General features: G+C 57.9%; 17 protein-coding genes and 4 tRNA genes. 6 read left to right on the forward strand and 15 right to left on the reverse strand.

The window, feature by feature from the left end; translation table 11 throughout:
* Nucleotides 1-125: 125 nt before the first annotated feature.
* Nucleotides 126-674, forward strand: a complete 549-nt coding sequence (locus IAI51_RS22555; protein ID WP_187680476.1) for a cytochrome b — start codon at nucleotides 126-128, stop codon at nucleotides 672-674.
* A 3-nt stretch (nucleotides 675-677) separates the two neighbouring features.
* Here the strand turns inward: IAI51_RS22555 and IAI51_RS22560 are convergent, their stop codons facing one another.
* Complete coding sequence (locus IAI51_RS22560) at nucleotides 678-1583, reverse strand: 1-aminocyclopropane-1-carboxylate deaminase/D-cysteine desulfhydrase (RefSeq protein ID WP_187680488.1); 906 nt, start codon at nucleotides 1581-1583, stop codon at nucleotides 678-680.
* Between the two features lie 201 nt (nucleotides 1584-1784).
* A complete protein-coding gene (locus IAI51_RS22565; RefSeq protein ID WP_187680477.1) occupies nucleotides 1785-3824 on the reverse strand; it encodes an NADPH-dependent 2,4-dienoyl-CoA reductase in 2040 nt (679 codons plus the stop codon).
* 207 nt (nucleotides 3825-4031) lie between these two features.
* Between IAI51_RS22565 and IAI51_RS22570 the strand changes: the two genes are divergently transcribed.
* The gene (locus tag IAI51_RS22570) at nucleotides 4032-5159 is read left to right on the forward strand and encodes a carbon-nitrogen hydrolase family protein (protein ID WP_187680478.1); all 1128 of its coding nucleotides are present in this window, start codon (nucleotides 4032-4034) and stop codon (nucleotides 5157-5159) included.
* Between the two features lie 3 nt (nucleotides 5160-5162).
* Entirely contained in the window at nucleotides 5163-6203 is a 1041-nt protein-coding gene (locus IAI51_RS22575) for an AraC family transcriptional regulator (protein ID WP_187680479.1), read from the forward strand.
* 338 nt (nucleotides 6204-6541) lie between these two features.
* Here IAI51_RS22575 and IAI51_RS22580 read toward each other — a convergent pair whose 3' ends face one another.
* Nucleotides 6542-7384, reverse strand: a complete 843-nt coding sequence (locus IAI51_RS22580) for a DUF2242 domain-containing protein (RefSeq protein WP_187680480.1) — start codon at nucleotides 7382-7384, stop codon at nucleotides 6542-6544.
* 92 nt (nucleotides 7385-7476) lie between these two features.
* Entirely contained in the window at nucleotides 7477-8376 is a 900-nt protein-coding gene (locus IAI51_RS22585) for a LysR family transcriptional regulator (protein ID WP_187680481.1), read from the reverse strand.
* 118 nt (nucleotides 8377-8494) lie between these two features.
* Here IAI51_RS22585 and IAI51_RS22590 point away from each other — a divergent pair, with 118 nt between their 5' ends.
* Nucleotides 8495-9700, forward strand: a complete 1206-nt coding sequence (locus IAI51_RS22590) for an MFS transporter (protein WP_187680482.1) — start codon at nucleotides 8495-8497, stop codon at nucleotides 9698-9700.
* Between the two features lie 166 nt (nucleotides 9701-9866).
* On the opposite strand, the gene IAI51_RS22595 is transcribed toward IAI51_RS22590, so the two are convergent.
* From IAI51_RS22595 to IAI51_RS22640, 10 genes are all read right to left on the reverse strand, one after another.
* A complete protein-coding gene (locus IAI51_RS22595; protein ID WP_187680483.1) occupies nucleotides 9867-11738 on the reverse strand; it encodes a SurA N-terminal domain-containing protein in 1872 nt (623 codons plus the stop codon).
* Nucleotides 11739-11964: 226 nt separating this feature from the next.
* Nucleotides 11965-12237, reverse strand: a complete 273-nt coding sequence (locus IAI51_RS22600; RefSeq protein WP_003183171.1) for an HU family DNA-binding protein — start codon at nucleotides 12235-12237, stop codon at nucleotides 11965-11967.
* A gap of 148 nt (nucleotides 12238-12385) precedes the next feature.
* Entirely contained in the window at nucleotides 12386-14782 is a 2397-nt protein-coding gene (lon, locus tag IAI51_RS22605; protein WP_187680484.1) for an endopeptidase La, read from the reverse strand.
* Between the two features lie 163 nt (nucleotides 14783-14945).
* Entirely contained in the window at nucleotides 14946-16229 is a 1284-nt protein-coding gene (gene clpX, locus IAI51_RS22610) for an ATP-dependent Clp protease ATP-binding subunit ClpX (RefSeq protein ID WP_016775335.1), read from the reverse strand.
* 112 nt (nucleotides 16230-16341) lie between these two features.
* Nucleotides 16342-16977: an ATP-dependent Clp endopeptidase proteolytic subunit ClpP gene (gene clpP / locus IAI51_RS22615; protein ID WP_007951559.1), complete on the reverse strand. Its 636-nt coding sequence runs from the start codon at nucleotides 16975-16977 to the stop codon at nucleotides 16342-16344.
* 92 nt (nucleotides 16978-17069) lie between these two features.
* Nucleotides 17070-18380, reverse strand: coding sequence for a trigger factor (tig, locus tag IAI51_RS22620; RefSeq protein ID WP_187680485.1), 1311 nt, complete (start codon nucleotides 18378-18380; stop codon nucleotides 17070-17072).
* Nucleotides 18381-18703: 323 nt separating this feature from the next.
* A tRNA-His gene (locus tag IAI51_RS22625) sits at nucleotides 18704-18779 on the reverse strand.
* A 76-nt stretch (nucleotides 18780-18855) separates the two neighbouring features.
* Nucleotides 18856-18940 (reverse strand) — tRNA-Leu (locus IAI51_RS22630).
* A 57-nt stretch (nucleotides 18941-18997) separates the two neighbouring features.
* Nucleotides 18998-19073: transfer RNA gene (locus tag IAI51_RS22635), tRNA-His, on the reverse strand.
* 32 nt (nucleotides 19074-19105) lie between these two features.
* Nucleotides 19106-19182 (reverse strand) — tRNA-Arg (locus IAI51_RS22640).
* A gap of 275 nt (nucleotides 19183-19457) precedes the next feature.
* Between IAI51_RS22640 and folD the strand changes: the two genes are divergently transcribed.
* A complete protein-coding gene (folD, locus tag IAI51_RS22645) occupies nucleotides 19458-20312 on the forward strand; it encodes a bifunctional methylenetetrahydrofolate dehydrogenase/methenyltetrahydrofolate cyclohydrolase FolD (RefSeq protein ID WP_187680486.1) in 855 nt (284 codons plus the stop codon).
* Nucleotides 20313-20542: 230 nt separating this feature from the next.
* A complete protein-coding gene (gene pbpG / locus IAI51_RS22650; protein WP_187680487.1) occupies nucleotides 20543-21481 on the forward strand; it encodes a D-alanyl-D-alanine endopeptidase in 939 nt (312 codons plus the stop codon).
* Between the two features lie 37 nt (nucleotides 21482-21518).
* Here the strand turns inward: pbpG and IAI51_RS22655 are convergent.
* Nucleotides 21519-21614 (reverse strand): integrase core domain-containing protein (locus IAI51_RS22655; RefSeq protein WP_187680288.1); only part of this gene is annotated, 96 nt, incomplete at its 5' end.

Consider the following 21614-nt stretch of genomic DNA (forward strand, 5'->3'; position numbering starts at 1 on the left):
CACCTTGATTCAGCGCATTGAAAGACCGATCAGCCTCAGGCAAATCCGTCAAAGCGGATTACAGTTAAAACATGCCGTCGCCCAAGAACGGCCCGTTTCGACCCTGATCTGTGAGGAAACACCGTATGCCGTGGACAAGTTCCGAATCTCGCTACAGCACCGTATCGGTCCTGCTGCACTGGTTGATGCTGGTGTTGTTGGTGCTGGTCTACGCCAGCATGGAATTTCGTGGTCTGTTCCCCAAGGGCAGTGGCGGACGCACGCTGATCAAAGAAGCCCATTACATGCTGGGCCTGACTGTGTTCGTGCTGGTGTGGTTTCGCCTGCTGGCCCGCAGCGTCGGCGCGGCGCCAAAAATCTTCCCGGCTTCGCCGCAATGGCAAACCCTGCTGGCGCGTTTGATGCACTGGGCGTTGTACTTGTTCATGATCGGCATGCCGATTCTCGGCTGGTTGATCACCAGCGCCGAGGGGCATCAGGTGATGCTCTATGGTTTCGATCTGCCACTGCTGGTAAGCGAGGACAAGGCGTTCGCCAAACAGGTTGAAGGCTGGCATGTGTTGATCGCCACGGCAGGTTACTGGCTGATCGGGCTGCATGCGCTGGCGGGGATTTATCACCATTACGTGGTGAGGGATAACACGTTGTTACGGATGATGCCCAAGCGCGGCTAAGCCTCACGGGGTGACCGCAAACCCGCGTCGCCCCTGCAAACCGCCGGTATGCACGAAGATCAGTCGCGTGCCGCTGGCAAACCGGCCCGCTTCGACCTGCTGCTTGAGCGCCAGTAATGCCTTGCCGGTGTACAGCGGCTCCAGCGGCACACCACTGAGCTGTTCGGTCTGTTCGATGAAGCCAAGCAATTGCGCATCGACCTTGGCGAAACCGCCTCGGCTGGCATCGAGCAACTGGTAATCCGCTGTGGCCAAGCCTGCCTCGCGAACGATCGCCTCGACGTGTGGCGCGACCCCGTGATCGTCAGGCACGGCCAACGCGCCGTACACCGGACGCTCGCCGGCCTCGACCAGCGCCAGCCCAGCCAACGTCGTCCCCGTGCCGCAAGCCAGCCACCAACCGTGGTAATCGCTCCAGCCCAGATCGCTCAACTGCGCATCGACCTGAACCTTCAGCGTTGCGCAGCCCAGTGCTCCAGGCAATCCCCCACCGCCCTCCGGCACCGCATGCAGCGTCGGATACTGCGCCTGCCACGGCAGCCAGAAACCCGGTTCATGCCGCGCCCGATAGCCGCCATAACCCAGCCAATGCAGCTGCATGCCGAATGCTTGCAGATCCTTCACCGTCGGCGTTTCCTGCGGATGGCCGCGCAACAGCCCCACGGTTTTGAACCCCAGACGCTTGCCCGCCGCGGCCAAGGCATGCAGATGATTGGAATGCGCCCCGCCGAGGCTGATGATGCCGTCGGCGCCTGCGTGGTCGGCGGCTTTGAGGTGTTCGACGAGTTTGAACCACTTGTTGCCGCTGATCAGTGGGTCGATCTGATCGAGGCGCAGGATCGCGACTTCGATGCCGGCGGTGGTGAGCCAGTCGAGTTGAAGAAGGTTGAGAGGGGCTTGGGGAAACATAAGCACGGCATGATCTGAAAAAGACCACAGTCTACCAGCCAACAATAAATCCTTTAGGAGCTGCCACAGGCTGCGATTTTGATCGTTCCCACGCTCTGCGTGGTAATGCAGCCGTGACGCTCCGCGTCACTGGACGCTGAGCGTCCCTAGAGGCATTCCCACGCGGAGCGTGGGAACGATCAACACTGGAGATGTGTGGTTTTAGAGTTCGGCGGCCAGACGCGAACCCTGATTGATCGCGCGCTTGGCATCCAGCTCCGCCGCCACGTCGGCACCGCCGATCAGGTGCACGTTCTGCCCGGCGGCCACCAGCCCGTCATGCAGTTCACGCAGCGGATCCTGCCCCGCGCAGATGACGATGTTGTCCACCGCCAGCAGCTGTGGCTCGCCGCTTTCGCCGATGCGGATATGCAGGCCTTCGTCGTCGATGCTCAGGTATTCGACGCTGTTGAGCATCTGCACCTGCTTGTTCTTCAGCCCCGTGCGGTGAATCCAGCCGGTGGTCTTGCCCAGACCGTCGCCCACTTTGGTTTTCTTGCGCTGCAACAGGAACACTTCACGAGCCGGCGCATGCGGCGCAGGTTTGATCCCGGCCACACCACCACGGGCCTCAAGATGAGTGTCAATGCCCCACTCTTTCCAGAACGCGGCACGATCCAGACTGGTGGCCACGCCTTCATGCACAAGGAATTCCGACACGTCGAAACCGATACCGCCGGCACCGATCACCGCCACACGCTTGCCCACCGGTTTGCGCTCGAGGATCACATCCAGGTAGCTCAACACCTTGGCATTCTCGACGCCCGGAATCGCCGGCACACGCGGCGCAATGCCAGTGGCGAGGATGATTTCGTCGTATCCGCCTTCAACCAGTTTCGCCACATCGACGCGGGTGTTCAGGCACACCTCGACGTGGGTGGTCTGCAACTTGCGCTTGAAGTAGCGCAGGGTCTCGAAAAACTCTTCCTTGCCCGGTACGCGCTTGGCAATGTTGAACTGGCCACCGATTTCGCTGGCCGAATCGAACAGTGTCACCTGATGCCCACGCTCGGCGGCCACGGTGGCAGCGGACAACCCGGCAGGCCCGGCACCGACCACGGCGATTTTCTTGATCTGCTGCACCGGCAGATAATTGAGCTCGGTTTCGTGGCAGGCACGCGGGTTGACCAGGCAACTGGTGAGCTTGCCGCCGAAGGTGTGATCGAGACACGCCTGGTTGCAACCGATGCAGGTGTTGATTTCATCGGCACGCCCTTCGGCAGCCTTGTTGACGAAGTCGGGGTCGGCAAGGAACGGCCGCGCCATCGAGACCATATCGGCATCGCCTTCAGCGAGAATCTGCTCGGCGATTTCCGGCGTGTTGATGCGGTTGGTGGTGATCAGCGGAATGCTCACCGAGCCGCGCAGCTTGGCGGTAACCTTGCTGAATGCCGCACGCGGCACCTTGGTGGCGATGGTCGGGATCCGCGCTTCATGCCAGCCGATGCCGGTGTTGATGATGGTCGCACCGGCCTGCTCGATGGCTTTGGCCAGGATGACGATTTCTTCCCAGGTGCTGCCACCCTCGACCAGATCGAGCATCGACAGACGGAAGATGATGATGAAATTCGGCCCGACCGCTTCCCGGACGCGACGCACGATTTCTACCGGCAGGCGCATACGGTTTTCGTAGCTGCCACCCCAACGGTCGGTCCGGTGGTTGGTGTGCGAGGCGAGAAACTGGTTAATGAAATACCCTTCCGAGCCCATGATCTCGACGCCGTCGTACTCGGCGGTTTGTGCCAGTACCGAGCAAGTGACGAAATCGCTGATCTGCTTCTCGATGCCCTCCTCGTCCAGCTCTTTGGGCTTGAACGGGTTGATCGGCGCCTGAATCGCGCTCGGCGCTACCTGTTTCGGACTGTAGGCATAACGGCCGGCGTGAAGGATCTGCATGCAGATCTTGCCGCCCGCCTCGTGCACCGCGCGAGTGACGATGCGGTGTTTGAGCGCTTCTTCCTCGGTGGTCAGCTTGGCCGCGCCGGAATACACACCGCCCTCGTCGTTCGGGCCGATCCCGCCGGTGACCATCAGGCCGACGCCACCTCGGGCACGTTCGGCGAAGTACGCCGCCATGCGCTCGAAGCCGCCCGGTTTCTCTTCCAGGCCAGTGTGCATCGAACCCATCAGGGTACGGTTGCGCAGCGTGGTGAATCCCAGGTCCAGCGGGGCCAGCAGGTGCGGGTAATGAGCGGCGGTCATCGGTAACTCCACAACGAGCAATCACGGAAAATTGCGGGAGCTCTGTGTCCCCCGTCAGTCATGTTCGACAGACTAAGAGTCGCACCGCTGTCACTCAATGACCGTAACTGACAAGTTAATGATCAAAATGCGCAGCGCCCCTTGGCAAGCGCGGACAGGCGCCCTACCCTAGTCGCCACACCCTGTACCCGGTTGTTGTTGGTTTTCATGCGCAAACTTCTGTACCTGTTTTTCTCCATGGCCATCGTGGCCGCCCTGACCACCTACGCCATGTGGGCGGCGGATCGGCCCGCCGGGCATTATCTGTCGGACCTGCGCATCAAACTCGCGGTCGATGAGGGTACGCCCGGCGACCGTGGCAATCTGCTCGGCATTCAGCCCGAACTGTTTCCCACCGACTATCAAAGCTCAGAGCGCCTGCACCGCAAACTCGCCGCGTATTTGCAGCAAGCCCAGGATCAGGGCTTGTTGAATGACAAGACCGTGGTGGTGTTGCCGGAACATGTCGGCACCTGGCTGATGATCAGCGGCGAAAAAGACGAGCTGTACCAGGCCCCGACCCTCGCCGAGGCGATGAACTGGATGGCCGCCAGCAATCCATTATTGTTCGCTCGCGCCTGGCTTGGCGCCAAAGGTAGCGATCGGCTGAACGACGCCCATCTGCGCATGAAATCGCGCGCCATGGCCAAGGATTACCAGGCGCTGTTCGGCGGTCTGGCCAAGGAATTCCATGTGACGCTGGTGGCCGGCTCCATCGTGTTGCCCGAGCCGAGCATCCGCGACGGCCAGCTCAAACCCGGCAGCGGTGCGCTCTACAACAGCAGCGTTGTCTTCGGTCGCGACGGTGCGCCGCTCGGCCAGCCGCAGCGGCAAATGCACCCGATCTTCGATCAACGTGAGGTCATTCAGGCCAGTGAACAGACAATCAACGTCGTCGATACCCCGGCCGGACGCCTCGGCGTACTGATCGGCAGCGACAGCTGGTATCCGGACAACTATCGCAAACTCGACGAGCAAGGCGCGCAATTGATCGCGGTACCGGCGCAAGTGTTCGGACATGGCGCGTGGGATAAGCCGTGGCGTGGCTACAAGGGTTCGAGTACACCGAGCTCAGTCAGCCTCAAACCCGGTGAAGTCAGCGAAGGCCAAGCCTGGCATCGCCTGACCTTGACTGCGCAACCACCCAGCAGCCGCGCAATTGCCGGTATGAGCGTGTTCCTGCGCGGCCAGTTCTGGGACAAATCCAGTTCCGGGCAGAGCTTTTTGAGCAGCAACGGCCAGCAGTTCGCCGACGGCGACGCCCGTGGCGCACGCTTGCTGAATATCTGGTTGTAAGTGATGAAGCCACTTCCGATGCGCCTCGGGGATCTATCGGTGGGTTTCGTCCATAGCCTTGCCGATGCCGTGCGCAGCCATGGCGCCGATCCCCAGCCGTTACTGGAGCAGTACGGTCTGGATGCTGCGCGTTTGGCCGAGGCCGGGGCGCGGTTGTCGATTCCGCGTTATATGCGTTTGGGGCACAGTGCGATTCAACTCACGGAGGACCCGGCACTGGGCCTGCGCATGGGTCAGCTCAGTCGTTTGAGCCAGGCCGGATTGGCCGGCGTCACCGCATCGCAGGCACCGACTGTGCGTGAAGCGGCACGTTGTTTGATTCGCTTCGAGCCGCTGTACGGCTCCAACTATCGCGGCCAGTCGAGCTTTCACGAAGACGCCAATGGCGCCTGGCTGCGCTTCTATTCGATCAGCCCGTACAACGCCTATAACCGCTTTGTGGTGGATTCGATCATCGCTGGATGGCTGCAGCAATTATCCAGCGTCAACCGCGAACCGCTGCGCGCCGAACGCATCGAAATCGAGTTCGAAGAGCCGGATTATCGTGAAGCCTACAACGCATTGGGAGATGGCCCGATCCAGTTCGGTGCCGAGCGCAACCAGTTGCGTTTGAGCCTGAATAGCCTCGCCCAGCGCAATCCGGAGCATTGCCCAAGCACGTGGAAGCATTTGATCGGGTTGTGTGAGCGGGAACTGGAACAACTGACCCGCACCCGCAGCCTGCGCGAACGCATCACGCAATTGCTTGGGCCGTTGCTTAATGGCGGCCGGGAACCCGACCTGGAAGAAGTGGCGGCGCGCCTGAAGCTGCCGACGTGGACCTTGCGGCGCAAACTGGCCGAGGAAGGCACGCAGTTTCGCGCGATCCTCAATGACACTCGGCGCGATCTGGCGATGACCTACATTCGCGACACCGAACTGGCGTTCGGCGAAATCGCCTACCTGCTGGGCTTTGCCTCAGCCGAAGCATTCCAGCGCGCATTCAAACGCTGGAGCGGTCAGACACCCGGCGAGTTCCGCCGTAGTCATCGCAAAACTGCTTGAGGTTTTAAAGCTCGGTGGCGTCTTCCGCCGGCTCAGGCGAGTCGAGTTCATAAGCCTGGAATTCGAGCAGTTCTTCTTGATAGTCATCCATTGTGTAATCCCCCTACTGCTCTCTTCGATAATGTCCCGAGCATAACGTGCCCGTGTGAAGGAAAAATGAAACACGGCCTTCATGAATAAAACGTAGCAGGCGGTCAGGAATTTATCGCGGGGATTTTGTCAGGGGAATGTAACGACATTTCACCTGTAGGAGCTGCCGAAGGCTGCGATCTTTTGATTTTTTTAAGATCAAGATCAAAAGATCGCAGCCTGCGGCAGCTCCTACAGGGAGCAGCGGTTTACTGGCCGGAGGCTGGCATCGCCGGAATCGGCTCGGACGGCGGCGGGATGTCCGTCGGATTGGCCGGTGGCGTGATGGTTTCTGTGGCCGGCGCAGGTTCTGCACTCGGCGCCGGTGTGATCGGCGTGGAATCCGCTGGCGGCGCAACCGGCTCTGAACTGACCGGTGCGGTCTCAACAGGTGCAGGTGCGGTCACCGCTGGTGCGGGTGCCGGAGCGGGCTCCGCCGCTGGAACCAAAGGCGCTGGAGCCGCTTTCGGCTCAGGCACGCCGAGATCGGTCTTCGGCTTCTCTTCGATATGCGCCGCTTTCTTCGTTTCTGCCGGCAGGAACTGCTCGACCAGCGTAAAGAAGCGCTCATAGAACTTTTGCGCCGTCACCGTCTCGCTGGCAACCTTGACCATCGAATCGTCCGAGGAACCGATCGGCATCGACACCGAACCCAGCACACCGACACCCAGGCTGGCCGAGTTGTTGGTCTTCTTCAGAGCGTAACGATCCTGCAGGGCGTTGGCGAACATCGTGGCATGGTGCCCGGCAGTGCCGTCATCTGCGCAGACCACGTTGAAGCTGATCTCCATGTGGGTATCGCCGGTTTGCTGGAAGCTCTTGTGGCCGCTGACCAGTTTCGGATCGCTGCTGGTGATGATGTAACCCTGGCTGAGCAAAGCACGACGGGCCGCTTCACAGCTGACCGAGTCGGTCACAGGATAATTGCGCGAAAACGTACCGGAGTCATCGAAGTTCTCATGCTCATACATCGGCTTGTCTTTCGAACAGCCGGCAACAGCAGTCAACAACAGCGCCAACCCGACAACACGCAGGGGAGTGAAAATCAACATTGAACATCCTGAGAGAAAACAGTCCGGGGCGTATTGTGCAACAGATCGCGGCCCCGCGGCGTATGGATTAGTGTCTTAAAACGGTTACAACTCTAACGACTCTCGATTGCGGGAAAAAGTCGCGCCGATAAATGATCAATGAACACCCGCAATTTCGCAGTCGCGTGGCGGCTCGACGGCCACAGAATCCAGAACTGCCCGGTGTGTTCCAGATACCGATCCAGCACCCTTCGCAGGTGCCCTGCGGCGACTGCCTCATGGGTCATGAAGTCCGGCAGGCAAGCGATTCCCATCCCGGCCAACGCCGCGTGGTTAACGGCCTCAATGGATGTGCTGACCAGTCGCACCGGCAATATGGGCTCAGCCGCAGACACCTCTCGACGCAGGGGCCACGGCTCCATTTTGCCGGTGGCATGGAAGGTGTGGCGCAGACACGCGTGAGCCGCCAGATCGGCGGGTTCTTGTGGCACACCGCGTTGCTGCAAATAAGCAGGACTGGCCACCAGCACCATGTGAAACTCGCCCAATGGCCGCGCCATGAGTCGGGAATCCCGCGGTTTACCGGTACGAATGACCGCATCGAAGCCTTCCTCGACCACATCAACCATGCGATCTGTCAGATCCAGATCCATTTCGATCTGCGGATAAAGCGCCATGAACTCGGTCATGACCGGCATCACCAGCCCATGCACCTGCGGCAGGCTGATCCGCAACTTGCCGTGCGGCTGCGAAGCCGCGTTACACAACTCGAACTCCGCCGCCTCGACTTCCGCGAGGATTCTGCGGCAACGCTCAAGAAACAGCGCGCCTTCGCTGGTCAGCGTGATGCTGCGAGTGGTGCGATGAAACAACCGCACGCCGAGCCTCGCCTCCATCCGCGCAATGCTTTTACCCACCGCCGAGGATGACACCCCTTGCAGCCGGCCAGCCTCGGTGAAACTGCGGGTCTCGGCGACCTGAACGAACACCGAAATACTGCCCAGGCTATCCATACCACGCCTCCATTGACGACATCCGTGTCCGATATGTTCGGAACCATAACCTGTTTTTCGCCAATGCGCAGCGCCCTACCCTGTGCTCTCTTCACCCCCTGCACATGGACGCTGGCTCATGAACGACGCACAACTCACCTGCAACTCACTGGAAAACCCGATCGACACCCGTGACCCTTTCCCCCTCGCCGCCCTGCTGGCACTGGCGACTGCCGGTTTCATCACGGTGATGACCGAAGCCCTGCCGGCCGGTCTGCTGCCGCAGATGAGCAGCGGCCTGAATGTCTCCCAGGCACTGATCGGGCAACTGGTCACGCTCTATGCCATTGGCTCGATCGTGGCAGCCATTCCGCTCACGATCGCCACTCGCGGCTGGCGTCGACGACCGCTGTTGTTATCCGCCATCGGCGGCTTCGCCATCGCCAACAGCATTACCGCCGTGTCGGAGTGGTACTGGCTGACGCTGATTGCACGCTTCATTGCCGGCGTGTTCGCCGGCCTGCTCTGGGCGCTACTGGCGGGCTACGCGAGCCGGATGGTTGCGCCGCACCTGCAAGGTCGTGCCATCACCGTGGCCATGCTTGGCGCACCGATTGCGCTATCGCTGGGGATTCCGGCTGGTACCTTGCTTGGCACCCTGATCGGCTGGCGCCTGAGCTTCGCCATCATGACCGCTTTGACCGTGCTGCTGGTTATCTGGGTACGCTTGCAGGTGCCGGATTTCCCGGGAGAACGCACCAGCAATCGCCTGCCGCTGCGTCAGGTATTTACCCTGCCAGGCGTAAGATCGGTGTTGTTCGTCACCCTGTCCTACGTGGTTGCGCACAACCTTCTGTACACCTATATCGCGCCTTTCCTGCAACCCTCGGGGCTTGGCGGCCGTATCGATCAAGTACTGCTGGTATTCGGCGTGGCCTCGGTGCTGAGCCTGTGGATCGTCGGCAGCCTGATTGATCGCTGGCTGCGCGAACTGGTGCTGATCAGCGCACTGCTGTTCATGCTCTCGGCCATTGCACTCGGCCTGTGGCGCGAATTGCCGAGCGTGGTCTACCTCGCCACCGCCGTGTGGGGATTGGCATTTGGTGCCATGCCATCGTTGCTGCAAACAGCCTCGGCGAAAACTGCAAAAAACGCCGCCGATACCGCGCAGTCGATGTTGGTTACTTTGTGGAATGTCGGCATTGCAGGGGGTGGGTTGGCAGGAGGTCTGATGTTGGGCAGCGTGGGCGTTGAGCACTTTCCGTGGATCGTCGCGGCGTTGCTGGTTTCGACCTTATATGCGGCCATCAATGCGAAAGCACATGGATTTCCGCGCGCGGGATAGTACCGATTGATGGGCGACGCTGTAACGACTGGCGCCTTCCCGCTGTGGATCAAGTGCTTCTGATAGAGATTGGTCGGCAGACAGGCCGCCATCGCTGGCAAGTAAGCTCCCACAAAAAAGCCCCGGCTGATCGGCCGGGGCTCTTGTTTCGCAACTCAATCAAACATCAAAAACGCTTGATCTCTGCCTGAGCTTCCAACTGCTTGCGATACGCCGCAAAGTCCTGCTGACCTTCACGCGACGCGAGGAAGCGACGGTACTGCGCCTTCTCTTCATCAGTCGGCGCAGCCGCTTCGTTGACGCCGTTCAGACGCACGATCATCAGGCTGCCATCGGGCAGAGTAACGCTGCTGAACGTTGGCTTGTCCTTGGCAGCCGGCTTCGGCATGCGGAACAACGCTTGCAGTACCGCAGGATCAACACCTTCCTGACCACGGGTGGCCGCTTCGGTGGTTTTCCAGTTCTGACCGTCAACCGCCTTGTCCAATGGAGCCTTGCCATCGCGCAGATCAGCGATCAGCTTATCGGCCTTGGTCTTGGCAGCAGCGCTCGCGTGCTCTTTGGTCAGTTGGGTGCGGATAGCCGCACTCACACTTTCCAGAGGCAATTGCGCAGGCTTCAAGTGTTCCTTGGCGCGCAGGACGATCACCGTTTCCGGATCCAGCTCGATGGCGGTGCTGTTGGCGCCCTCATCGATCACTTCAGTGCTGAACGCAGCAGTAACCACGGCACGGTTGGCCGCAACACCTTCGCCACCTTCACGGCCAAACGGCTTGGAAGTGTGCACTGTCAGTTTCAGATCCGCCGCTGGCTGTGCCAGGTCGGACGCCTCGAACGCAGAGTCTTCCAGTTGCTTGGTCGCCTCGACGAAACGCTGCTCGACCTGCGCGGCTTTCAGCTCGCGGGTCAGCTTGTCTTTCAGGCTGGCCAGGGTCGGTACTTCAGGTGCTTCAACACCCAGCAGTTTGATCAAGTGGTAACCGAAATCGGTGCGAACCGGCTCGGAAACCTGATCTTTAGCCAACGAGTACAGGGCTTTTTCGAAGGCCGGATCGTAGACGCCAGGACCTGCATAACCAAGGTCACCGCCAGTGTTGGCCGAACCCGGATCCTGCGAGAACTCTTTGGCCAGCGCTTCGAATTTCTCGCCCTTGGCCAAACGCGCCTGGACTTCTTCGATCTTCGCCTTGGCCTGAGCGTCGGTGGTCTTGTCGTTCACTTCGATCAGAATGTGCGCCGCGCGACGCTGCTCCGACAGGTTGGCGATCTCTTTCTGATACGCCGCTTGCAGGTCTTCGTCCTTGACGGCGACCTGATCAAAGAACGAAGCCTTCTTCAGCTCGATGTAATCGATGACCACTTGATCCGGGGTCATGAATTCTTTGGCGTGCTCGTCGTAGTAAGCCTTGACCTCATCGTCGGTCAGCTTGACCGCGGCCGGATCAGCCTTGACGTTAAGGGTCGCGAAATCGCGGGTCTGCTTTTCCAGACGGGCGAATGCCAGCACTTCGGCGTCGGTGACGAAACCGCTGCCCGCCACACCGGCACGGACTTGGCCGATCAGCATTTCCTGAGCCAGCATCTGGCGGAATTGCATACGGCTGTAACCCAGTTGTCGGATGACCTGGTCGAAACGCTCGGAGCTGAACTTGCCATCAACCTGGAATTCAGGCGTCTGCAGGATCACTTGATCCAGCGCACCTTCGGAGAAAGCGAATTTCGCTTGTTCGGCACCTTGCAGCAACAACTTGCGATCGATCAGACCCTTGAGGGCAGATTCGCGGAGCATTTTTTCATCGAGCAACGAAGCGTCGAAATCCTTGCCCAGCTGTTGCATCAGCTGACGTCGTTGCATATCAACGGCCTGGCTGAGCTCGTTCTGACTGATGTCTTCACCGTTGACCGTGGCCGCATTCTGGCTGTTGGTCGTAGCCTGGAAAATGGCCTCGATACCCGTGAACGCCATCAATACAACGATGATCCCGATAATGGTCTTGGCAATCCAGCCTTGTGAATTGTCCCTGATATTCTGCAGCATGCGTCCCCCAGAAACGGTTGAACTTCAAAATTAGGCAACCGTGGAGCGTGGGTAGAATCCGGATAGAAGAAAGGCGCATCCGAGGATGCGCCTTCTCGTAACTGGCGGAGCGGACAGGGCTCGAACCCTCGATCCCGGCGTTACAGATGTCTATTCAAGCCACCTGCTCTACCGCTCCGCTGCCAAGTCAGGCATTACCCCGACCCGGATGGGTAAAAACTGAAACTTAGTTAACCGCTTCTTTCAGTGCTTTACCGGCTTTGAAACCTGGCTTTTTGGCAGCCGGGATTTCCAGAGTCTTGCCGGTCTGAGGGTTACGACCGGTACGAGCCGGACGATCAGTCACGGAGAAAGTACCGAAACCAACCAGAACAACGGAGTCGCCAGCCTTGAGAGCGCCAGTGACGGATTCGATTACAGCGTCCAGCGCACGGCCAGCAGCAGCTTTCGGGATATCAGCGGATGCAGCGATAGCATCAATCAGTTCCGACTTGTTCACTCTAAGTCCCCTTATATCTATTTTGAGATGATTCTAAGTTTTTTGGTGAAAGCAAAAACGAGTGCTGAATGGCCTACAGACACTTAAGAGCCGCTTTATAACAAGGGCTCTAAAAAGCTGTCAAGGAAGCCACCCAGTCAAAAACGTATTAATGCGTGCTAATTCTTTCCTTAGAGTCAGACTCACGTTTTTCGTCCTTGGCAACTATCTCCGGAGCCACATCCGGCAAGGGCTCCGGCGCGTATTGCAGCGCAATTTGCAGGACCTCGTCAATCCATTTAACCGGTTTAATCTGCAGATCCTGCTTGATATTGTCAGGAATCTCCTTCAGATCGCGCACGTTCTCTTCCGGAATAATCACAATCTTGATTCCGCCGCGGTGTGCCGCCAACAGTTTTTCCTTCAGACCGCCAATGGCCAGCACCTGACCACGCAGGGTGATTTCGCCAGTCATGGCGACATCGGCGCGCACCGGAATCCCGGTCAAAGCCGACACCAATGCCGTGCACATGCCTACACCGGCGCTAGGACCGTCTTTCGGGGTAGCCCCTTCCGGCATGTGGATATGCGTGTCGCGCTTCTCGTGGAAGTCCAGAGGAATGCCCAAACTCTTCGCGCGGCTGCGCACCACGGTCAGAGCAGCAGTAATCGATTCGACCATGACATCGCCCAGCGAGCCAGTCTTGATCAACTGACCTTTACCCGGAACAACTGCCGCTTCAATGGTCAGCAATTCGCCGCCAACCTGAGTCCAGGCAAGGCCGGTGACCTGACCGATCTGATCCTGTTGCTCAGCCAGGCCGTAGCGAAACTTCCGCACGCCGAGGAAGTGCTCCAGCAATTCAGCTGTCACTTTCACCGAGAAGCGTTTTTCCAGCGCATGCTCTTTCACTGCCTTACGGCAGACCTTGGCAATCTGACGCTCGAGGCCACGCACACCGGCTTCGCGGGTGTAGTAACGAATGATGTCGCGGATCGCTTCCGCGTCGAATTCCAGCTCGCCTTTCTTCAGACCATTGGCTGCGATCTGTTTTGGCGACAGGTATTTGACCGCGATGTTGATCTTCTCGTCTTCGGTGTAGCCCGGCAGACGGATCACTTCCATCCGGTCGAGCAGCGCCGGCGGGATATTCATCGAGTTCGAAGTGCACAGGAACATCACATCCGACAGGTCGTAATCGACTTCCAGATAGTGGTCGTTGAAGTTGTGGTTCTGCTCGGGATCGAGCACTTCCAGCAATGCCGACGCCGGATCGCCACGCATATCGCTGCCCATTTTGTCGATTTCATCGAGCAGGAACAGCGGGTTGCGTACACCCACTTTTGTCATCTTTTGAATCAATCTTCCCGGCATCGAACCGATGTAAGTCCGGCGATGACCGCGAATTTCCGCTTCATCACGCACACCACCAAGGGCCATGCGCACGAATTTGCGGTTAGTGGCGTGGGCAATCGACTCCGCCAGCGAGGTTTTACCCACACCTGGAGGACCGACCAGGCACAACACCGGGCCACGGATTTTCTTCACGCGTTTTTGCACGGCGAGGTATTCAAGGATGCGCTCCTTGACCTCTTCGAGACCGTAGTGATCGGCATCGAGAATGTCTTCTGCGCGCGCCAGATCCAGACGCACCTTGCTCTGGGCCTTCCACGGCACCTGCACCAGCCAGTCGATGTACGAGCGCACCACGGTGGCCTCGGCGGACATCGGCGACATTTGCTTGAGCTTGTTCAACTCGGCAGTGGCCTTGGCCAGCGCATCTTTCGGCAGACCGGCAGCGTCGATACGCTTTTTCAGATCTTCGATTTCATTGTGGCCTTCGTCGCTGTCGCCGAGCTCTTTCTGAATGGCCTTCATCTGCTCGTTCAGGTAGTACTCGCGCTGACTGCGCTCCATCTGCTTTTTGACGCGACCACGAATACGCTTTTCGACTTGCAGCAGATCAATTTCGGCGTCGAGCAACGCCAAAACGTGCTCGACCCGGGCCGACAAATCGATAATTTCGAGGATTTCCTGCTTCTGCTCGATCTTTAGCGCCATGTGTGCGGCCATGGTATCGACCAGGCGACCCGGCTCATCGATGCTGTTGAGCGACGACAGGACTTCAGCCGGGACTTTCTTGCCCAACTGCACATATTGTTCGAATTGCGACAGCAGCGTGCGCACGAACACTTCGGATTCGCGCTCGGCAGCGTCGACTTCTTCGATCAGCGACACTTCGGCGCGGCAGTGGCCGTCGACTTCGCTGAAGCGCTCAACGGTACCGCGCTGCTCACCCTCGACCAACACCTTGACGGTGCCGTCAGGCAGCTTGAGCAGCTGTAGAACAGTGGCGATGGTACCTACGCGATAGAGAGCGTCTTCACCGGGATCATCATCAGCCGGGTTTCTCTGGGCCAACAGCAGGATCTGCTTGTCGCCCGTCATCGCTGCCTCGAGGGCTTCGATGGATTTCTCGCGCCCCACGAACAGCGGGATAACCATGTGCGGATAAACCACGACATCACGCAATGGCAGGAGAGGCAATTCGATGGTTGTCTTCATGATTTCGCCTCTACGGCGGCCATATGGCCGTAATCAGATGGAGTTAAGCTTGAAACCAAGATGGGGGCTGCCTTGAAAAAAAACAAGCGCAAAGCAGATGTAAAAAACGACATAAAAAAAAAGAGGCCCGAAGGCCCCTTCTTTATTCCGGCAGAGTGGACGCTTAAGCGTCCGGCGCTGCCTTGGCTGTCGGCTCACTGTTCTCGTAGATATACAGTGGCTTGGACTTGCCTTCGATCACGCTTTCATCGATCACGACTTTGCTCACCTCGGACTGCGAGGGGATTTCATACATCGTGTCGAGCAGTACACCTTCGAGAATCGAGCGCAGACCACGGGCACCGGTTTTACGTTCCAGGGCACGTTTGGCGACCGATTTCAGCGCGTCGGAACGGAATTCCAGATCCACGCCTTCCATCTCGAACAGCTTCGCATACTGTTTGGTCAGAGCATTTTTCGGCTCGGTGAGAATCTGCATCAGCGCAGCCTCATCCAGCTCGTCCAGCGTCGCGAGGACCGGCAGACGACCGACGAACTCCGGGATCAGACCGAACTTGACCAGATCGTCAGGCTCGACTTCACGCAGGGATTCACCGACTTTCTTGCCCTCTTCCTTGCTACGTACTTCTGCGTTGAAACCGATGCCACCCTTGGTGGAACGGTTCTGGATGACCTTCTCGAGACCCGAGAACGCACCACCGCAGATGAACAGGATGTTACGGGTGTCGACCTGCAGGAATTCCTGCTGCGGATGCTTACGGCCACCTTGCGGCGGTACGGAAGCGACCGTGCCTTCGATCAACTTGAGCAAGGCCTGCTGCACGCCTTCACCGGATACATCGCGGGTGATCGACGGGTTGTCGGACTTGCGGGAAATCTTGTCGATTTCGTCGATGTAGACAATACCCATCTGGGCTTTCTCTACGTCGTAATCGCACTTCTGCAGCAGTTTCTGAATGATGTTCTCGACATCTTCACCCACGTAACCGGCCTCGGTGAGGGTGGTTGCGTCGGCGATGGTGAACGGAACGTTCAGCAAGCGGGCCAGTGTTTCGGCCAGCAGGGTTTTACCGGAGCCTGTCGGGCCGATCAGCAGGATGTTGCTCTTGCCGAGTTCGACGTCGTCAGCCTTTTTATCACGCTGGTTCAGGCGCTTGTAGTGGTTGTAAACCGCTACGGCCAAAACCTTTTTCGCACGCTCCTGACCAATTACATACTGGTCAAGGATGCCGCTGATTTCTTTAGGCGAAGGCAATTTATGCGCGCTGCTTTCGGCCTGGGCTTCCTGCACCTCCTCGCGGATGATGTCATTGCACAGGTCGACGCACTCGTCGCAGATAAAGACCGAGGGGCCGGCAATCAATTTGCGCACTTCATGCTGGCTTTTGCCACAGAAGGAGCAATAGAGCAGCTTGCCGTTGTCCTCGCCGTTGCGGGTGTCAGTCATTCGTTCGATCCAAATCCGATAGGCTTGCAACACAAGATGAAGGCTATTGCGGGCTTTTTCAAGCCCGCCGCTGATCAGACGCGCCGACCAAGCCTATTTTGAGCTGCTTATTTTAAGCTGGGCGCTGGTTGATGACTTCGTCGATCAAGCCATATTCCTTCGCAGCTTCTGCACTCATGAAGTTATCGCGGTTGGTATCGCGCTCGATTTCTTCCAGAGTGCGACCGCTGTGCTTGGCCATCAGCGTATTCAGGCGCTCGCGAATGAAGAGGATTTCCTTGGCATGGATTTCGATATCCGACGCCTGGCCCTGGAACCCGCCCAGTGGCTGGTGAATCATCACACGCGAGTTCGGCAGGCAGAAACGCTTGCCTGGAGCACCTGCTGTCAACAGAAATGCGCCCATGCTGCAGGCCTGGCCGATGCAAGTGGTCGATACGTTGGGTTTGATGAACTGCATGGTGTCGTAGATCGACATACCCGCTGTCACCGAACCGCCCGGGGAGTTGATATAGAGATGGATGTCCTTGTCCGGGTTTTCCGCTTCAAGGAACAGCAGTTGCGCGCAGATCAGGTTGGCCATGTAGTCCTCTACCGGACCAACCAGAAAGATCACTCGCTCCTTGAGCAGGCGCGAGTAGATGTCATAGGCGCGTTCGCCACGAGCAGATTGCTCGACAACCATCGGAACCAGGCCGCCTGCGGCCTGGATATCAGAGTTCTGCTGAATATACGAATTACGGAACATGCTCTGCAGTCACTCCCAAATAGTTATGTCTTGAATACGCATAAGCCAGCTCGAGAGCTGGCTTATGTGAGCACTTCTTAACGCAAAAACAATCAGTCGGCTTGTGGAGCTTCTACCGGCTTGACCGCTTCTTCGTAAGAGACCGATTTGTCGGTCACGCTAGCTTTCTGCAGAACAGTATCCACAACTTGTTCTTCCAGCACAACCGAACGAACTTCGTTCAGTTGCTGGTCGTTCTTGTAGTACCAGGACACAACCTGCTCAGGCTCTTGGTAAGCGGAAGCCATTTCCTGAATCATTTCACGAACGCGGGCTTCGTCCGGCTTGAGGTCGAACTGCTTGACCACTTCAGCCACGATCAGACCCAGCACTACGCGGCGCTTGGCTTGCTCTTCGAACAGCTCGGCCGGCAGTTGGTCAGGCTTGATATTGCCACCGAACTGCTGAACAGCCTGCACGCGCAGACGATCAACTTCGTTGGACAGCAGAGCCTTAGGCACTTCGATCGGGTTGGTGGCCAGCAGACCGTCCATTACCTGATTCTTGACCTTGGATTTGATCGCCTGACGCAGTTCACGCTCCATGTTCTTGCGAACTTCGGTGCGGAAACCGTCGATGCCGCTTTCCTTGATGCCGAATTGAGCGAAGAACTCTTCGTTCAGCTCTGGCAGTTTTGGCTCGGAAACGGTGTTTACAGTCACGGTGAACTCGGCGGTTTTGCCAGCCAGGTCCAGGTTCTGATAGTCCTCAGGGAAGGTCAGGTTCAGAACGCGCTCTTCGCCAGCTTTAGCGCCAACCAGGCCTTCTTCGAAGCCTGGGATCATGCGGCCGGAACCCAGGACCAGCTGAGTACCCTTGGCGGAACCGCCAGCGAACACTTCGCCGTCAACCTTGCCAACGAAATCGATGTTCAGCTGGTCTTCGTTCTGGGCAGCGCGATCGGCCACTTCGAAACGGGTGTTCTGCTTGCGCAGGATGTCCAGCATTTTGTCCAGGTCAGCGTCAGCCACTTCAGCGCTCAGGCGCTCAACGGTGATGCCGTCGAAGCCGGCAACGGTGAACTCAGGGAACACTTCGAATACGGCAACGTATTCCAGATCCTTGCCAGCTTCCAGCGACTTAGGCTCGATCGAAGGCGAACCCGCCGGGTTCAGCTTCTGCTCAACCACAGCTTCGTAGAAGGAGGACTGGATGACATCACCAACAGCTTCCTGACGAGCATCAGCACCGAAACGGCGCTTGATTTCGCTCATTGGCACTTTGCCTGGACGGAAGCCAGCAATCTTGGCCTTTTGGGCAGTCTGCTGCAGACGCTTGTTGACCTGAGTCTCGATGCGCTCTGCCGGCACGGTGACGCTCATGCGGCGCTCGAGAGCAGTAGTATTTTCAACAGAAACTTGCATGGATATTCCTCGTTGCACAGACGTTAGCCGGCCGTTTCCGACCCCAGAATCAAGGGCATGCATTCTAGTGGGTCAAACTCAAGAAGTCACCCTACTGAAAACGGGTAAAAAAACAGCAGGCAATTTGAAGGCGGGGACAAACGGTTATGACCCGCCCTGTTCGCAAATACAGCTAATCTCGCCAAGGCTCTGCGCCGACCTCTTCTATATATAGAAGCGCCGCTGCATCACCCTTCCTGCGACCCGAGCCGGCGGTCGCCGAAAATTCGAATCCGTAAAACAAAAAAGGCGCCAGACTGTTAAATCTGGCGCCTTTCGAAATATGGGGTGGACGATGGGGATCGAACCCACGACAACGGGAGTCACAATCCCGTGCTCTACCAACTGAGCTACGCCCACCATATTGCGTAACAAAAAAGCCAAACAACTTCTTTGTTGAACCTCACCAGCCCGAAGACATGAATGAAGCTTTAATTGGTGCGGATGAAGAGACTCGAACTCTTACGCCTCGCGGCGCTGGAACCTAAATCCAGTGTGTCTACCAATTCCACCACATCCGCGGATGAAGCTTTTAAAGCAAAGGCGCCAGACCGTTAAATCTGGCGCCTTTCGAAATATGGGGTGGACGATGGGGATCGAACCCACGACAACGGGAGTCACAATCCCGTGCTCTACCAACTGAGCTACGCCCACCATATCGCGCTACTTGTGCCAAAGCTGCCTAATGGCGCACCCGGCAGGACTCGAACCTGCGACCATCCGCTTAGAAGGCGGATGCTCTATCCAGCTGAGCTACGGGCGCCTTATTAATCTGTACTCTTAAAGGACTACAAACTAAGTGCTTTCCAGCGTCGCAGAACCTTGATTCCGCTTCACCTTCTTAACCAGTGCTAGGCTGTGCCCGACAAGTGCGACGAATAGTATAGAGCGCTCCCAAGGTCGTCAAATCCTTTTTGAAAAAAATTCATTTAATTAAAGGAGTTAGGGGAATTTGCTGACCAAGCGCCTTTGCCCTCACCGCACGACATGCGAGAATGCGTTCTCATTTTTTCCCCTCTCGATGGTTAATCACGCGCAATGACTGCACAACTAATCGACGGCAAATCGATCGCCGCCAGCCTGCGCCAGCAGATCGCCCAACGAGTTGCCGAGCGTCGCCAGCAAGGCCTGCGCACTCCCGGCCTCGCGGTGATCCTGGTCGGCAGCGATCCTGCCTCTCAGGTTTATGTCTCGCACAAGCGTAAAGACTGTGAAGAGGTCGGCTTCCTCTCTCAAGCCTACGACCTGCCCTCTGAAACCACTCAGCAGGCGCTGACCGATCTGATCGATCGTCTCAATGACGATCCGGCAATCGACGGCATCCTGCTTCAACTGCCATTGCCCGAGCACCTGGACGCCTCCAAGCTGCTGGAACGCATCCGCCCGGACAAAGACGTTGACGGTTTCCATCCTTATAACGTCGGCCGTCTGGCCCAGCGGATTCCACTGCTGCGTCCGTGCACTCCAAAAGGCATCATGACCTTGCTGGAAAGCACGGGCGCTGATCTTTATGGCATGGATGCAGTGGTCGTCGGCGCGTCCAACATCGTCGGTCGCCCAATGGCGATGGAGCTGTTGCTGGCCGGCTGCACCGTGACTGTGACCCACCGCTTCACCAAGGGTCTGGCTGGCCATGTCGGTCGCGCCGACCTGGTGGTCGTGGCCGCCGGCAAGCCCGGCCTGGTCAAGGGCGAGTGGATCAAGGAAGGCGCGATCGTGATCGACGTCGGCATCAACCGTCAGGAAGACGGCAAACTGGTCGGTGACGTCGTGTACGAAACCGCCCTGCCCCGCGCCGGCTGGATCACTCCGGTACCGGGCGGCGTCGGCCCGATGACCCGTGCCTGCCTGCTGGAAAACACCCTTTACGCAGCAGAAACCCTGCACGTCTGATCGGTATTTACGGCAGTACAAGGACCCCGCCTTGCGCGGGGTTTTTCATGCCTGAGAAAAAACACTAACCGTTCGCCGGAAACCCCTCTTTTTACAGGCCTTTTCACGAGATTTTCAGCTCGTTCAAACAACCATCGACAGATCTTCAGCCATACTTCTAGAATGCGACGCTTTGAAGAAATAACCCGTTACAAACTAACGGAATATCCAACCTTTATGAGTTCGCCCGCGTGAAAATTCGTCTTTCGATACTGAGCCTGTTTTTTGCATTTACAGGCACATTCATCACGCCAACGATCAACGCTGCGGAAACCACCGCTGCCCCTCGTGACGCTTCGCAACTGAAGATCGCCTCCGGCAGCGCCCTGCTAATGGATATGCAGACCAATAAAGTCATCTACTCCAGTAACCCTGACGTGATCGTGCCGATCGCTTCCGTCAGTAAGCTGATGACTGGCCTGGTCGTGGTTGAAGCGCGACAGAACATGGACGAATGGATCGATGTCGATATCAGTCAAACGCCGGAAATGAAGGGCGTGTTCTCCCGAGTCAAACTGAAGAGTGAACTGCCGCGTCGCGAGATGCTGCTGATCGCACTGATGTCCTCGGAAAACCGCGCGGCCGCCAGCCTCGCGCATCACTATCCAGGTGGCTACGCAGCGTTTATCGCAGCAATGAATGCCAAGGCGAAAGCGCTGGGCATGACCAGCACTCATTTTGTCGAGCCCACCGGCCTGTCACCGCGCAACGTGTCCACTGCCCGCGACTTGAGCAAGTTGCTGGTAGCCGCGCACAAACAACCGCTGCTCACCCAACTGAGCACTACCAAGGAAAAAACCGTGGCGTTTCGCAAACCCAACTACACATTGGGTTTCCGTAACACCGACCATCTGGTGAACAAGGACAATTGGGACATCAAGATCACCAAGACCGGCTTCACCAATCAGGCCGGGCATTGCCTGGTGCTGGTAACGAGCATGGGCAACCGTCAGGTTGCCCTGGTGATTCTTGATGCATTCGGTAAATACACGCACTTTGCCGATGCCAGCCGTATCCGCAGTTGGGTCGAGACCGGCAAGAGCGCCGCCGTTCCAGCGGTGGCTCAACAGTACAAGGCCGAGAAAAACCTGAAGTCGCGCCAGAGCGGCGTAGTTGAAGCCTCAAAGTAAATAGCATGTCTAGTCCTGAAATAGGTTTACACCTATTTCACCCTAACGCTCGATGCACCGCATCGGGCGTTTTGTATTTTAAAGACAGGTGCGGCCGCTCCTGGTTGTAGATCGTGACCGCCTCTTGCACCAT

The organism is Pseudomonas sp. N40(2020) (assembly GCF_014472415.1).
Taxonomy (GTDB): Bacteria; Pseudomonadota; Gammaproteobacteria; order Pseudomonadales; family Pseudomonadaceae; genus Aquipseudomonas.

What these genes read in the sequence shown, in the direction of transcription:
- IAI51_RS22595 (WP_187680483.1), bottom strand. Translation starts at nt 11,738, where the DNA reads ATGCTGCAGAATATCAGGGACAATTCACAAGGCTGGATTGCCAAGACC.
- IAI51_RS22560 (WP_187680488.1), bottom strand. Translation starts at nt 1,583, where the DNA reads ATGTTTCCCCAAGCCCCTCTCAACCTTCTTCAACTCGACTGGCTCACC.
- lon (WP_187680484.1), bottom strand. Translation starts at nt 14,782, where the DNA reads ATGAAGACAACCATCGAATTGCCTCTCCTGCCATTGCGTGATGTCGTG.
- IAI51_RS22580 (WP_187680480.1), bottom strand. Translation starts at nt 7,384, where the DNA reads ATGTTGATTTTCACTCCCCTGCGTGTTGTCGGGTTGGCGCTGTTGTTG.
- IAI51_RS22565 (WP_187680477.1), bottom strand. Translation starts at nt 3,824, where the DNA reads ATGACCGCCGCTCATTACCCGCACCTGCTGGCCCCGCTGGACCTGGGA.
- IAI51_RS22575 (WP_187680479.1), top strand. Translation starts at nt 5,163, where the DNA reads ATGAAGCCACTTCCGATGCGCCTCGGGGATCTATCGGTGGGTTTCGTC.
- IAI51_RS22570 (WP_187680478.1), top strand. Translation starts at nt 4,032, where the DNA reads ATGCGCAAACTTCTGTACCTGTTTTTCTCCATGGCCATCGTGGCCGCC.
- IAI51_RS22590 (WP_187680482.1), top strand. Translation starts at nt 8,495, where the DNA reads ATGAACGACGCACAACTCACCTGCAACTCACTGGAAAACCCGATCGAC.
- IAI51_RS22585 (WP_187680481.1), bottom strand. Translation starts at nt 8,376, where the DNA reads ATGGATAGCCTGGGCAGTATTTCGGTGTTCGTTCAGGTCGCCGAGACC.
- folD (WP_187680486.1), top strand. Translation starts at nt 19,458, where the DNA reads ATGACTGCACAACTAATCGACGGCAAATCGATCGCCGCCAGCCTGCGC.
- tig (WP_187680485.1), bottom strand. Translation starts at nt 18,380, where the DNA reads ATGCAAGTTTCTGTTGAAAATACTACTGCTCTCGAGCGCCGCATGAGC.
- clpP (WP_007951559.1), bottom strand. Translation starts at nt 16,977, where the DNA reads ATGTTCCGTAATTCGTATATTCAGCAGAACTCTGATATCCAGGCCGCA.
- clpX (WP_016775335.1), bottom strand. Translation starts at nt 16,229, where the DNA reads ATGACTGACACCCGCAACGGCGAGGACAACGGCAAGCTGCTCTATTGC.
- IAI51_RS22555 (WP_187680476.1), top strand. Translation starts at nt 126, where the DNA reads ATGCCGTGGACAAGTTCCGAATCTCGCTACAGCACCGTATCGGTCCTG.